The organism is Pseudoalteromonas phenolica (genome assembly GCF_005886345.1).
Lineage (GTDB): Bacteria > Pseudomonadota > Gammaproteobacteria > Enterobacterales > Alteromonadaceae > Pseudoalteromonas > Pseudoalteromonas phenolica_A.
On the sequence record NZ_PNEC01000048.1, the window covers coordinates 26,519 to 38,807 of the forward strand.

Annotated in this window: 15 protein-coding genes; 8 read left to right on the top strand and 7 right to left on the bottom strand. The window is 43.8% G+C overall.

Features of this window, described 5'->3' with window-relative positions; translation table 11 throughout:
* Positions 1-37: 37 nt before the first annotated feature.
* The 3 genes from dapF to lptM form a co-directional block, all read right to left on the bottom strand.
* Positions 38-868 carry a diaminopimelate epimerase gene (gene dapF / locus CWB72_RS16330; RefSeq protein WP_138484661.1) on the bottom strand — a complete coding sequence of 277 codons (831 nt, stop codon included), beginning with the start codon at positions 866-868 and terminating at the stop codon, positions 38-40.
* A gap of 96 nt (positions 869-964) precedes the next feature.
* Entirely contained in the window at positions 965-2,218 is a 1,254-nt protein-coding gene (lysA, locus tag CWB72_RS16335) for a diaminopimelate decarboxylase (protein WP_138633560.1), read from the bottom strand.
* A gap of 1 nt (position 2,219) precedes the next feature.
* Positions 2,220-2,402: an LPS translocon maturation chaperone LptM gene (lptM, locus tag CWB72_RS16340; protein ID WP_138568812.1), complete on the bottom strand. Its 183-nt coding sequence runs from the start codon at positions 2,400-2,402 to the stop codon at positions 2,220-2,222.
* 121 nt (positions 2,403-2,523) lie between these two features.
* Between lptM and cyaY the strand changes: the two genes are divergently transcribed.
* The 7 genes from cyaY to add all read left to right on the top strand — a co-directional run bounded on the left by cyaY (position 2,524) and on the right by add (position 9,678).
* Positions 2,524-2,844 (top strand): iron donor protein CyaY, encoded by a 321-nt coding sequence (gene cyaY, locus CWB72_RS16345; protein ID WP_058028361.1) that lies wholly within the window; start codon positions 2,524-2,526, stop codon positions 2,842-2,844.
* Entirely contained in the window at positions 2,844-3,497 is a 654-nt protein-coding gene (locus CWB72_RS16350) for an alpha/beta hydrolase (RefSeq protein WP_130255689.1), read from the top strand. Before cyaY ends, CWB72_RS16350 begins: the two co-directional genes overlap by 1 nt.
* A 16-nt stretch (positions 3,498-3,513) precedes the next feature.
* Complete coding sequence (locus CWB72_RS16355) at positions 3,514-4,467, top strand: DUF2914 domain-containing protein (RefSeq protein WP_138633563.1); 954 nt, start codon at positions 3,514-3,516, stop codon at positions 4,465-4,467.
* A gap of 21 nt (positions 4,468-4,488) precedes the next feature.
* On the top strand, positions 4,489-5,427 hold the full coding sequence (gene hemC, locus CWB72_RS16360; protein WP_058028367.1) for a hydroxymethylbilane synthase: 939 nt from the start codon (positions 4,489-4,491) through the stop codon (positions 5,425-5,427).
* Between the two features lie 16 nt (positions 5,428-5,443).
* Positions 5,444-7,273, top strand: coding sequence for a uroporphyrinogen-III C-methyltransferase (locus CWB72_RS16365; protein WP_138633566.1), 1,830 nt, complete (start codon positions 5,444-5,446; stop codon positions 7,271-7,273).
* The gene (locus CWB72_RS16370; RefSeq protein WP_138633569.1) at positions 7,270-8,376 is read left to right on the top strand and encodes a heme biosynthesis HemY N-terminal domain-containing protein; all 1,107 of its coding nucleotides are present in this window, start codon (positions 7,270-7,272) and stop codon (positions 8,374-8,376) included. Before CWB72_RS16365 ends, CWB72_RS16370 begins: the two co-directional genes overlap by 4 nt.
* A 303-nt stretch (positions 8,377-8,679) precedes the next feature.
* Entirely contained in the window at positions 8,680-9,678 is a 999-nt protein-coding gene (add, locus tag CWB72_RS16375) for an adenosine deaminase (protein ID WP_138633573.1), read from the top strand.
* A gap of 75 nt (positions 9,679-9,753) precedes the next feature.
* Here add and CWB72_RS16380 read toward each other — a convergent pair whose 3' ends face one another.
* A complete protein-coding gene (locus tag CWB72_RS16380) occupies positions 9,754-10,161 on the bottom strand; it encodes a CBS domain-containing protein (RefSeq protein ID WP_138633576.1) in 408 nt (135 codons plus the stop codon).
* 202 nt (positions 10,162-10,363) lie between these two features.
* On the opposite strand from CWB72_RS16380, the gene CWB72_RS16385 reads away from it, so the two are divergent.
* Positions 10,364-10,543 carry a hypothetical protein gene (locus tag CWB72_RS16385; protein ID WP_138633579.1) on the top strand — a complete coding sequence of 60 codons (180 nt, stop codon included), beginning with the start codon at positions 10,364-10,366 and terminating at the stop codon, positions 10,541-10,543.
* Between the two features lie 168 nt (positions 10,544-10,711).
* Here CWB72_RS16385 and CWB72_RS16390 read toward each other — a convergent pair whose 3' ends face one another.
* The 3 genes from CWB72_RS16390 to CWB72_RS16400 all read right to left on the bottom strand — a co-directional run bounded on the left by CWB72_RS16390 (position 10,712) and on the right by CWB72_RS16400 (position 12,147).
* The gene (locus CWB72_RS16390; RefSeq protein WP_138568805.1) at positions 10,712-10,918 is read right to left on the bottom strand and encodes a hypothetical protein; all 207 of its coding nucleotides are present in this window, start codon (positions 10,916-10,918) and stop codon (positions 10,712-10,714) included.
* A gap of 166 nt (positions 10,919-11,084) precedes the next feature.
* A complete protein-coding gene (locus CWB72_RS16395) occupies positions 11,085-11,777 on the bottom strand; it encodes a helix-turn-helix transcriptional regulator (RefSeq protein ID WP_138633582.1) in 693 nt (230 codons plus the stop codon).
* 46 nt (positions 11,778-11,823) lie between these two features.
* Positions 11,824-12,147 carry a hypothetical protein gene (locus CWB72_RS16400; protein WP_138633585.1) on the bottom strand — a complete coding sequence of 108 codons (324 nt, stop codon included), beginning with the start codon at positions 12,145-12,147 and terminating at the stop codon, positions 11,824-11,826.
* Positions 12,148-12,289 lie beyond the last annotated feature (142 nt).

Here is a 12,289-nt window from a genome sequence, read left to right on the forward strand (position 1 = left end):
CGACTTTTTATTTCGAGCGCGCTTAAAAGCTTATTCTTTACAGAGAAATTTGCCCATCGAATACATGCTCAGCTGGGCCTGTCATACGCACAGGGTTGCCTTCGCCTTGCCAGCGTATTTGTAATGAACCGCCAGGTAAATCTACTCGCACTGTGCTGGCTAATTTCTTTTGCATTATACCCACAGCCACAGCAGCACACGCTCCGCTGCCACACGCGAGAGTTTCGGCAGCGCCGCGCTCCCAGACTCTCAGTTTAATGTGTTCAGGGTTGATGATCTGCATAAAACCCACATTAGCACGCTCAGGAAAGCGCTCGTGGTTTTCAAGTAATGGCCCTAAGGTCTCGACTTCAGCGGTATTCACGTCGTCGACTTCTAATACACAATGTGGGTTACCCATAGACACTACGCCACAAAAAACCGTGCTTTCACCGGCGCGAAGAATATAAGTGAGCTCTGGCTTTTTCGCTTTAAATGGCACACTGCTTGGCGCAAAGTGCGGGTTGCCCATGTTTACGGTGACTTGGCCATCTTTTTCAGTATACAGGGTAATGTTGCCACCCTTAGTAGAGACAGCGACCTTATGTTTGTTGGTGAGGCCTTTCATACGCACAAAGCGTGCAAAACAGCGTGCGCCATTACCACACTGTTCAACTTCGGTGCCATCAGAATTAAAAATACGATAATGAAAGTCGAGATCGGGTGAATATGGCGCTTCAACCATGAGCAGTTGATCAAAACCCACACCGAAATTACGATCAGCGAGTTTCTTGATTTGGTCGCGTGATAAAAATACATTTTGAGTGACGTTATCAACGACCATAAAGTCGTTACCCAAACCATGCATTTTAGAAAAATTTACAAACATAATGTCTTAATGTAACTCCAAGCTGCTACTACTTTGCCATGGCAATTATCAAAAGCCCAGTGATATCCACTGAGCTTGGTGCGGGAATGCGCTTCTTTATGGCAGTAATTGCTCGCCTTGCCAAAGCGAAGTGAGCGTCTCGCGTTGACGAACTAAATGACTCTCGTCGCCATCAACCATGATTTCAGCCGCACGAGGGCGTGAGTTATAGTTTGAGCTCATGGTAAAGCCATAAGCACCGGCACTGCGCTGTGCAAGTAAATCACCGGCTTGAATGGCAAGCGGTCTATCTTTACCTAAGAAATCACCGGTTTCACACACAGGGCCCACTACGTCATAATTTTGTGTCGGTGTGCCATCTGCGCGCGGCGCAACAGCAATGATGTTTTGCCATGCTTGATATAAAGACGGGCGTAGCATGTCGTTCATACCCGCATCAACAATCGCGAAGTGTTTGTCTTTTGTTGGCTTAATATATTCGACTTTGGTCACTAGAATACCGGCATTCGCAGCAATCGCGCGACCCGGCTCAAAGACTAATTCTAGATGTGGGTAGTTTACTAATTTAGCTTTCACCTCTGCAGCATAAGCACTCGGGTGAGGCGGTTTTTCACTATCATAAGGTACACCTAGTCCACCACCAATGTCTAAATGTTCAAGTTCGATGCCTGCGGTTTTTAATTTATCTACTAAGGCCAAAACTTTGTCTAGTGCGGCTAAGAATGGCGCCACTTCAGTAAGTTGCGAGCCAATATGAAAATCAACACCGACCACTTCAATGCCTGGTAGCGCATAGGCTTTTTGATAAATATCGAATGCCTGATTGATGTCGATACCAAACTTATTTTCTTTTAAACCAGTAGAAATATAAGGGTGGGTTTTAGCATCTATATCTGGATTCACACGAATAGACACGCGTGCAGTTTTATTCAGCTCGCTGGCAACATGACTGATACGCTCAAGCTCGGCTTCTGATTCAACGTTAAAACATTTGATGTTTTGTACTAGAGCAAAAGCAATTTCTTGTGCAGTTTTTGCAACACCAGAGAAAACCACTTTGCTGGCATCGCCACCGGCCTGAAGAGCGCGTGCAAGTTCGCCTTGCGAGACAATATCAAAGCCAGCACCTTGTTTGGCCAAGACATTTAACACAGCCAGATTCGAGTTTGCTTTAACTGCGTAGCAGACTAAATGCGGATGGCCGTCAGCGGCATCGGTAAATGCATGATAGTGACGCTCTAAAGTTTTGCGAGAATACACATAACAGGGTGTGCCATATTGCTCGGCAATATCTGCTACCGAAACCTCTTCTGCAAACAGCTGATTATTTTTGTATTCGAAAAAATCCATCTTATTTTTCCTCTTGCTGTTGTTTCTGTTGGTCTTGCTTTGGTTGTTTACTCGCAGGTGTTTGGTTATCTTGTTGCTGTTGCTCTGGTAAATAGAGCACGCCACTTTGGCCACAACCAGTCACGAATAAGCTGGTAAAGATGACCAAAAATAATAAGCTTGTGAATGAGGGGTTCGCTTTCATTAGATTAATGATGTCAGTGCCTTTATAATCGCAGAGTAACAGAATTCATAGAAAATGCAGCTATTGGGGCTGTGAAATTTCGTCATAACTTATACAACCGTGCTTATTGAAGGATGCCGTGATGACCGATCATGAATACCACGAACTTGCCGACGCGTTAATGTTAACCATTGAAGAGCAAATTGATGACTGTGATGTTGATTTAGACTATGAGTCTCAATCTGGCATTTTAGAGATTATTTTCCCAGATAAGAGTAAGATCATCATCAATAAACAAGCACCACTTCATCAAGTTTGGGTTGCAACTAAGTTTAATGGTCACCACTTTGAGCTACAAGGCGAACAGTGGATCGACAACCGCTCGGGTGCAGAATTCTGGCAATTTATGAGCGAAGCGGCGACTAAGCAAGCTGGCGCACCTATAGAGTGGCAGCACGACTAATGCTTGAATTTGTAGAATACCCTGCACAAAGCACGCATAAAGCGTCGATCATTTGGTTACATGGTTTAGGTGATTCAGGTAATGGCTTTTTACCTATAGCACCAGAACTTGGTTTACCCGAAGAGCTTGGCGTACGGTTTGTTTTTCCTCACGCGCCAGAACAACCGGTCACCATAAATGGTGGTATGGTGATGCGCGCTTGGTATGACATCAAGTCTTTTGATCTAGATAAAAGAGCCGATGAAACGGGTGTGAGAGACTCTTCTGCTCAAGTTGAAGCTTTAATTCAAGCTGAGTTAGACAAAGGTATACCTGCCGATAAAATCATCTTGGCTGGTTTCTCTCAAGGTGGGGTGATAGCCTTGCATTTAGCACCCCGTCTTAAGCAAAAGCTAGCCGGTGTGATGGCGTTATCGACTTATATGTGTGCGCCGCAAAAGCTGGCAGACGAGGCTGTGCAAGCCGAGTTAGATATTTTCATGGCGCATGGCTCGCAAGATCCAGTCGTGCCTATGATGGCAGGTCGCCAAGCGTTTGATACGCTCACCACACAAGGCTATTCTGTATCGTGGCAAGATTACCCAATGGCACATCAGGTATGTGCTGAAGAACTAACCGCAATTCGCACTTGGCTGCTTGAAAAACTGGCTTAATTAAACGGAGCAAAACATGTCACAGAAGATTGTCATAAAAACCAGTGTGAGTAAGGCACCTGTCCAACCGCAAACTGTGCATTATCAGTGGCATTGGCGACGCATTTTTATGGCAGCTAGCATGTTAATGCTGACCGCTTTGGCTATCGTGTATGGCTTGATGAATTCAGTAAATGCCGATGAAGTGCAAAATATTGAAATGGTTGAGCCAAGCAAAGTCGTTATTTCAGAACCAGAACTTGTTACAGACACAGCACAACACGAGTTAGAAAATGATGTTGCTGCTATTTCTGAGCCAGAAACCGAGGTGATTGCCGAAGAAGCTATGGCTCCAGTGCAAACTGCTGCAGCAGAGCCTGAGCAACAAAAGCCTGAGCAAAACGCCGCGTCTGTTGATGACCAAGCTGGTGTGGAAACAGCCAGCGCAGTTTTAACTGAGCAAACAGATACAGTGCAAACCCTTGATAGCGAACCTGAACTTGTGCAAGTGACTGATGAAATCAGCGTTGAGAAAGAAACTGTTGAGACGGCAACTAATTCACCTGAGGCTGAACAAGATGCAGAAACGTCATCAACACAGTTTTCAGACAACGCGAAAGTCACCTCAGTGGCATTAGGTGCACAAATTGATGTGCAATTTATTAGCCGTGCTGTACTGACTACAGGCATCAGTGAGCGTGAGCCAGTTGATGTGTTAAAAGAGTCGATTGAGCAAACCGAGTTTCAAGAAAAACTATTTTTCTTCACAGAGGTGCGCAAGCTAAAAGGTCAAACTATTAGCCATTTATGGTTTCATCAAGATCAGTTAATGGCAGAAATCCCATTGACGATCAGCGCAGACCGCTACCGTACTTATTCAAGCAAAAACATCATGCCAAGCCAAACAGGTCAATGGCGTGTTGAAGCCGTAACAGAGCAAGGCGAGTTACTGGCACAAAAAACTTTTCGAATTATTCCATCGGCGCTTTAATCGCGTCCAACAGGCAAAAGCATGACAGAACAAGCAAATATTTTACGTATCGCAACCCGCAAAAGCGCACTGGCACTGTGGCAGGCAGAATTTGTGAAAGCCGAACTTGAGCGTTTTCACTCAGACCTTACCGTTGAGCTGGTGCCAATGTCGACCCAGGGTGACATTATTCTAGATACGCCACTGGCAAAAATCGGTGGTAAAGGGTTATTCGTAAAAGAGCTTGAACAAGCCATGTTAGATGGCCGCGCCGATATCGCGGTGCACTCAATGAAAGATGTGCCGGTTGAATTCCCTGAAGGGTTAGAACTTAACACCATTTGTGAGCGTGAAGATCCGCGCGATGCGTTTGTATCAAACAAATACAAAAGCTTAGATGAGCTGCCGCAAGGCGCAGTAGTCGGTACTTCGAGTCTACGTCGTCAGTGCCAAGTACGTGCATTACGCCCGGATTTAGACATTCGTGACTTACGCGGTAATGTAAATACACGTTTAGCTAAGCTAGATAATGGCGATTACGATGCGATTATTTTGGCTGCTGCTGGACTACTTCGTTTAGAAATGCCAGAGCGCATTGCTGACTTCATCGAACCAGAAACATCATTACCAGCCAATGGTCAAGGTGCAGTAGGCATCGAATGCCGCAGTGATGACGAGCGAGTAAAAGCATTGCTTGCACCGTTAGAGCACACTGAAACACGTATTCGTGTACTTGCAGAGCGTGCCATGAACCGTCGTTTAGAAGGCGGTTGTCAGGTGCCAATCGGTGCTTATGCGCTAGTAAATGGTGAACAAGTTCATATTCGCGGTTTAGTGGGCGCAGTTGATGGCTCTGAGATTTTACGCGATGAAGTGTCAGGTTCTGTTGAGAACGCTGAGCAGCTAGGTGTTCAACTTGCCGAACAGTTATTAGCGCAAGGTGCTGACAAAATTCTAGCTGAAGTTTATAGAGACGCGTAATAAGGTTAAATCTAGTATGACAAAGATTGCAATCACACGGCCAAGCGGTAAAGGTGAGCAGCTTAAGGCGCAACTCGAGCAGCATCAGATTGCATATCTTCATACCCCAGTGTTATCGCTTACCTCGATAACACTGGACGCTCAGCAGCTTGCGCCACTCGATAATGCCGATGTCATTATTTTCATTTCTCAAGATGCGGTGCAGTCTCTTGCTGAGCAATATCCAACTTTACCAGCCCATGCCAAACTATTTGCAGTGGGTGAGCAAACCGCACAGGCCATAGAGGCACACTTTTCTCGCAAAGCAGACTTTCCAGAGCAACAAGATTCTGAAGGCTTATTGGCCTTAAAAGCATTACAAGATTTAGACGCAAAACAATGTGTACTTGTTAAAGGTAAGGGGGGGCGCACGCTGATAGCCAAAACCTGTAAATCACGCGGTGCCATTCTAAATCAATGTGTTGTATATGAACGCGCGGCGCTAGAAGAAACTGCTGATAGCTGGTTAGACCACTGGTGTGAGCAACAGATAACCGCTATAGTGCTGAGCAGTAACGCTGCGATTGATGCTGTTTTTAACACACAATCAGAACAACATTTAGACTGGTTAAAGCAGCGAGATTTTTATCTTGTTAGTCAACGTAGCTGTGATTATTTACAACAAGAGTACCAAATTGCTGAGACGCAGATATACCTTGCCGACGGTGCTAGTGATGATGCCGTGTTCAGTTGCATTAAGTCGTCTCAAAAACAGCAGGTAAGCACCATGAGTGAAGAACAAAAACAACCAACCGCTGCGAGTGAAAAACCGAGCGTGCCAGAGACCAAACCGATGAAGCAAAAGATCAGTAAAGTGGGTGTATTAGCCTTGTTAATAGCAACGGCAACGGGTGTCATGACAACCGGTTTAATTGTCCACGGACAGCAGATCAGCGACAAAACTTACGCGGCGTTAGATGCCTTAAAAACCGAAAATAGCGCCTTAAAAAATGAACTCAAACAGTCAAAACAGAATTTAGCTGCTCTGCAAAGTGAGCAATCGCGTGTGTCACAAGCGGTGAACCAGTCTTTGTCATCGCAAGCAGCGCAATTACAAGAGAGCTTTGCAGCACAGTTAGACAGCAAGTTACGGCAAGCGGATCAACAGCTCAGTGGCGCAGCAATTAATGAAGCGGTTTACTTACATCGCCTAGCGGTATTTAAAGTAGCCGCAGAGCAAGACTACCAAGGCGGTGTTGCGGTATTAAAGCGTGTTCACGATGTGTTGTTAGCACAGAGCAATAATACGGAAGTATTAAAAGCACTGGCAGATGACATTGCTTTACTCAACGCTCAACCACAACCCGCGGTGGAAAGTATTTATTTAGAATTACATGGTTTATTGAATCAGGTTGATGTACTGCCATTAGTGACTTTGCAGTTACCTGAGACGCGTCAGCAAGCGCCAGCTGAATTATCGACAGAGGTTAGCGATTGGCAAACCAATCTGAAGAGAACATGGCAAGGGCTGGTGGATGACTTTATTAAGATCCGCGAACGTGATGTGACTGTGATAGATCCGCTACTTGATGCCCAAGAGCAGCAATTATTAAAAGCGCAACTACGCGGCTATTTATCACAAGCGCAAACTGCGCTAATGGATAAGCAAGCCAGCGTATTCTTCACAGCTCTAAAGCAAGCACAGCAACACCTTGAGGCTTATTTTGCAGCTGATAAGGCTGAAGTTAAAGCCATGCAATCAGCATTGATTGAGCTACAACAACAGCCGCTTCAGTTTAGTCGACCAGTGCAGCTAAGCTCTGAGCAAGTATTGAAGAGCTGGTTAGCTGAAGAGGTTGCGCCATGATAAGAGCAATTTTAGCATTTGCCCTTGTCGCAGCAGCCTTGGCTGCAGGTCATCTATTAATAGATGAGAAAGGCTATGTGCTTATCGCATTTAATAACACCACAATCGAAGGCACCATCGTCGCTTTTGTGATCATGTTTGTGCTGGGCTTTATTGCGTTGTGGCTAGTGCTTAAATTATTAAAAACATTGCTTCGCATGTACGGCAAAACCACGGGTTTTTGGCGTGGTAAAAAAGCACTTAAAGCACAGCAAGTGTGGCAGCAAGGTTTATGGGCAAGCATCAATGATGATTCGGCTGTAGTGCAAAGTACGTTTAATAAAGGACAAGCGCCTGAAGAGTGGCAAGACGCGCAGCAAGCCTTATTGGCAAAAGCTGCTTTACAGCAAGGTGATAAAGCACAAGCACTCGCACATTTACAAAGTATCAGTGATGCTGCGCAGAGCAAGGTGCCTAAACTTTGGTTGGATGCCAATCAGAATGAGCAGGCCTTGGCTTTGTTGGATGCCCCAATGGCAGAGAAAAAACCAACTCAGGCTGCGGTGAGTAGTTATTTGGCCGGGCTACTACAGGCCGAAAAATATGCCGAATTAGCGGCGGCGATAAATCAGCATTACAAGCGTTTAGATTGGTCGCAAGCACAGTGGCAAGCATTTATGGCACGTTGGTTTAATGCGAACGTGGAGCTGGCGATTGGCCAATTTGAGCAACTACCAAAAGCGCTAAAAGTGCAAAGTGAAGCACTTTACATGCAATCGCAAGCCAGAGCCGGTCAATGGCAAAACTTACTGCCGACATTACAAAAATGGCTCAAGAAAGGTCAGTATCAAGCCTTTGCTGATGTGGTTGTGCATGCCAAAAACCCAGATGTTAAATTGCGTTCATCACTGCAAGATGCATTGAAAAAACACCCTGAGCAACCGCAATTGTTATTTGCCATGGGTTGTCTAGCCAACGCGGCAGGTGAGTATGAATTGGCTGCGAAAGTATTCGACAATTGTCAGCTAACAGAGCTCGATAGAACCCATTTAAAACCGGTTCTAAACAGTTATGAGCAAACCCAGCAGTTCCAAAAAGCTTATTTATTATTGGCCGCAAAATAACGCTAACTATTTAACCTGAGCTTTGGTTATTTAGAAAATTAGACACAGATTGAGCCCCAGCTATAGTTATGTAGCTGGGGCTTTTTTATCAAAAGAGGTCGAATGAGCTCGTTCTGGAGGACACCTGTCCTTGATCATAATCGCTACATGCGTATGATCTGGAAAATTTTATCTTCAAAAAGTAGATGTTACTTAAAACCTGAGTGTGTATTGCGATTCCACATAAGGCCTTTTTGAAGCGAGTCTTAGAAGCCGTGCGATAAGTCTTCTGAGTAGGTCACGATTGATAGAGGATTGGTATTTATGTTCGATAAGAAATTCCCGTTATTAGACTTACACCGCCACTTAGATGGCAATGTGCGTGCTAACACTATTTTGGAGTTAGGTAGGCAATTTAATTTACCGCTTCCGGCCAATGACCTAGAAGGTTTACTACCACATGTTCAAGTGCAGAGCACTGAGCCAAACCTTGTGGCTTTTTTACAAAAGCTAGACTGGGGTGTGAAGGTATTGGGTGACTATGATGCGTGTCGTCGTATTGCGATAGAAAACGTAGAAGATGCCATTGCACAAAACATCGATTACACCGAATTAAGGTTCAGCCCATATTACATGGCGCAAAGTCATAACTTACACCCGCAAGGTGTCGTAGAAGCTGTGGTTGATGGCATTAAGTCGGCAACCGCTAACCGTGATATCAAGGTTAACCTGATCGGTATTATGTCGCGTACTTTCGGTGTAGAAAAATGCCAGCATGAGCTTGATGCAATCTTAGCATTTAAAAACGATATGGCAGCCGTTGACTTGGCTGGTGATGAGCTTGGCTTCCCCGGTGAATTATTTGTTGATCACTTTAAGCAAGTTCGCGACGCGTATTTAGGCGTAACCATCCATGCAGGTGAAGCTGAAGGCGCATCAAGTGTGTGGCAGGCAATTCAAGAACTAGGTGCAACGCGTATTGGCCATGGTGTGAAATCAATTGAAGATCCAAAACTAATGGATTACTTGCGTGATAACCGCATTGGTATTGAATCTTGCTTAACCAGTAACATTCAAACAAGTACCGTGGCTGATTTAACCAAGCACCCACTTAAACAATTCTTAGATCACGGCATTGCAGCATGTATTAATACCGATGACCCAGCCGTGCAGGGGATTGAGCTACAGCATGAGTTTATTGAAGCCGCAAAAGTAGCAGGCTTAACCGCTGATGATGTGAAAAAAGCCCAAGAAAATGCGCTTGAAATTGCATTCTTAAGTGATTCAGACAAACAAGCCTTACTGGCGAAAAAAGCGGGTTAATCTGCTGCTATCTCTATAAAAACTAATAGACGGTAATACCCAGATGGTTACCGTCTAGTCTAAACTTTGATTAACTTATGAAGCTTTAGCACAGCTCAAATAAGCTTGCTTCAGCGCATTGATAACGCGCGAGCGCGTCACTAATCCAATCACTTTATTGTCTTCTATTACAGGGTAAATTTTTGGTTTATCGCCCTGCATTTGCGTAGCTAGGTCGACCACCAACATGTTGCTTTTTACTGCTAACACGTCTTTGCTCATCAAATCTTGTGCGATGATTTTACCGTCACAAAAATAGCTGTTTTGTAAAAGAGGATTAAGTAGTTGTTGTTCAGAGATAAAACCAATTAACTGCTTTTGTGCATCGACTACGGGCGCGCCAAATAGTCCATGGCTTTGCAGTTGTTCAATAATGTCCGTTAATTCTGTGTGTGCGTAAATAGCCGGAAATTGGCTGGTCATAATGTCTTTAATTGCTTGCATAATACGGTTCTCCTGTTGGTTGATATTAGTATCAGCAATAAAGCTTGATTGGTAAAATGGGTTGTTTAGATTGGTTTGATTGCTTTTATTGAACTGAGTGGGTGATCTTATTTTGGTTGAATCTTATTCAGTGCGCAATTGGTGTGCTTAGGTGTATGTTTTTTTACCCATAACGGGTATTAACATGATAAGGAATATAAACATGAAACTAACACTCAATAAGAAAGCCGTAAAAAGCTTAAGTAAAGACAAGCAAGCATTGCCAAGTGAGCTAACACCACATGTAGGTGGTGCAGCGCCTCAACCAACAGCTAGCCCAATAGTTTGTGTAAGCCATCCAGTGTGTTGGACAGTAAATTATTTAAAAAGAAACCTGCTTTGATACTTTATTTACTTGAAGGTGAAAGAAAAATTGAAAACTGTCTGTAATTGTTGATTTTTATATATCTATAGAAGGTAAGCTTTTCTAGTCTTTACAGAAGCTGGTATCTGTAATGAAAGCTTCAATTAAAGTCAGTAAGAGTTAACTGACTTTAAGAAAAATGCGAAATTAGCACATATTTGATGTTGCGCAACCAGCTCCAACGCTAGGAGTACAAAGATTTGTACATAAGTTAGTCATTGGTTGGGTGGTACAATTGGCATAATAGCTGTAAGGCTTGTCTCCTGCGCCTGCAACTTCGGCAGTTAGGTCAATTGGCAACTTTGATTTATCAAGTGAAAGTGATTTTATACTTTTCTTTTTTAATTTAATCATTTTATTTTCCTTAAAATTAATGAATTACTCCATTTGGAGTGAATCTTTTATCTCACATTAGCTCTTTTAAATGAAGAGAGTATTCAAGAATGTGGAGGTTAAAGTGTAACAAGATAATTACTGATTTAGATGAATAGATAGTGGCAAATAGCTTGGTAGATAAATACTAACAATCACCATATTTCTCCCTGATAAGTGCCACATAGTGGTCAAGATTCTTCGATTCTTGCAGGTTAAAATCTTCGGCTAATAGAGTTGCACCTTGAATTCTATCGAGTCTAAATTCACGATAATCAGCTCTGAGCTGGCAATAAGCAACCAGTGTCCATTTACCACCCCAATAAACTAACCCCAGCGGTTCGACAGTGCGTGAAGTGAGCGCTTGTTTGGCATCACTGTAATGTAAATCTACACAACGTTTTTGTTCGATACCTTGGCGCAGGGTATAAGTAAGCGATTGATGCTCGGTGTTATGGCTCCAGCCTGAGACTAAATAAGGCTGATCGGTTGTCTGTTGTTTTAACTGGGCGGGCAGTACAGCTTCTATTTTGGTGATGGCGCTTTGTGCTTTTTCGGCTAAATCAGGATCTGTCCATGCGCTGACCATTTTACTGCCAAGTAACAGCGCTTGCAGCTCATCCATGGTGAACATCATAGGTGGCAAATCATAGTCACTAATGAGATAGCCAATGCCTGCTTCGCCTTCAATGGGCACACCCGAACTTTGAAGGTGTTGGATGTCACGATAAATGGTGCGCTCTGACACATTCAAACGTGTTGCCAAGTCACAAGCTCGGGTTGCGAGTCGACGACTTTTTAGAATGTTGACCAGTTGAAATAACCGCTCAGATTTATGCACACCATTGTCCTTTCTGTTTTATTTGATGATTAGAGTGATTAAATGTTTAGGCACTTTGTTCACAAGGTGTCTGACTCACAGCATTGTAGCGCTCTAATTTCACAGTGTCTTTCTCAATCAGTTGCGCGAACTGCTGACAAATTGGGTTTTCCATAAATGCATCACCAATGCGCTTGGCATCAGCCATTGTTTCATAATACACCACATCAACATAGCTGTGGGTATCTGCTAATTTTGCAAGTGAGCGGTAGAGCACACCAGGTTGTTGATCAATAAAGTTTTGGAAAGCGGTGTTTACTGCTTCGAACTGAGCAAGATCTGCGTTTTCTTGCAACTTGAATTGCACGATTTCAATGGCATTATTAGACATAATTATCTCCGTATTGACTGTTGTTGGTTGACGTAAATAAGTAAACCACAGCGTCATGTCAGGGAGTGTCAGTAGGGTTTTATTAGCTGTCAGTAGGACAATTCGATTTAGACTCTGCTATAGACTTTGCCGTTTTCTTATG

Excerpts from the sequence above, each read along its gene's own strand:
- CWB72_RS16400 (WP_138633585.1), bottom strand. The coding sequence starts at position 12,147 with ATGTCTAATAATGCCATTGAAATCGTGCAATTCAAGTTGCAAGAAAAC.
- CWB72_RS16385 (WP_138633579.1), top strand. The coding sequence starts at position 10,364 with ATGAAACTAACACTCAATAAGAAAGCCGTAAAAAGCTTAAGTAAAGAC.
- CWB72_RS16370 (WP_138633569.1), top strand. The coding sequence starts at position 7,270 with ATGATAAGAGCAATTTTAGCATTTGCCCTTGTCGCAGCAGCCTTGGCT.
- hemC (WP_058028367.1), top strand. The coding sequence starts at position 4,489 with ATGACAGAACAAGCAAATATTTTACGTATCGCAACCCGCAAAAGCGCA.
- dapF (WP_138484661.1), bottom strand. The coding sequence starts at position 868 with ATGTTTGTAAATTTTTCTAAAATGCATGGTTTGGGTAACGACTTTATG.
- CWB72_RS16365 (WP_138633566.1), top strand. The coding sequence starts at position 5,444 with ATGACAAAGATTGCAATCACACGGCCAAGCGGTAAAGGTGAGCAGCTT.
- cyaY (WP_058028361.1), top strand. The coding sequence starts at position 2,524 with ATGACCGATCATGAATACCACGAACTTGCCGACGCGTTAATGTTAACC.
- CWB72_RS16380 (WP_138633576.1), bottom strand. The coding sequence starts at position 10,161 with ATGCAAGCAATTAAAGACATTATGACCAGCCAATTTCCGGCTATTTAC.
- CWB72_RS16355 (WP_138633563.1), top strand. The coding sequence starts at position 3,514 with ATGTCACAGAAGATTGTCATAAAAACCAGTGTGAGTAAGGCACCTGTC.
- CWB72_RS16390 (WP_138568805.1), bottom strand. The coding sequence starts at position 10,918 with ATGATTAAATTAAAAAAGAAAAGTATAAAATCACTTTCACTTGATAAA.
- lysA (WP_138633560.1), bottom strand. The coding sequence starts at position 2,218 with ATGGATTTTTTCGAATACAAAAATAATCAGCTGTTTGCAGAAGAGGTT.
- CWB72_RS16350 (WP_130255689.1), top strand. The coding sequence starts at position 2,844 with ATGCTTGAATTTGTAGAATACCCTGCACAAAGCACGCATAAAGCGTCG.
- lptM (WP_138568812.1), bottom strand. The coding sequence starts at position 2,402 with ATGAAAGCGAACCCCTCATTCACAAGCTTATTATTTTTGGTCATCTTT.
- add (WP_138633573.1), top strand. The coding sequence starts at position 8,680 with ATGTTCGATAAGAAATTCCCGTTATTAGACTTACACCGCCACTTAGAT.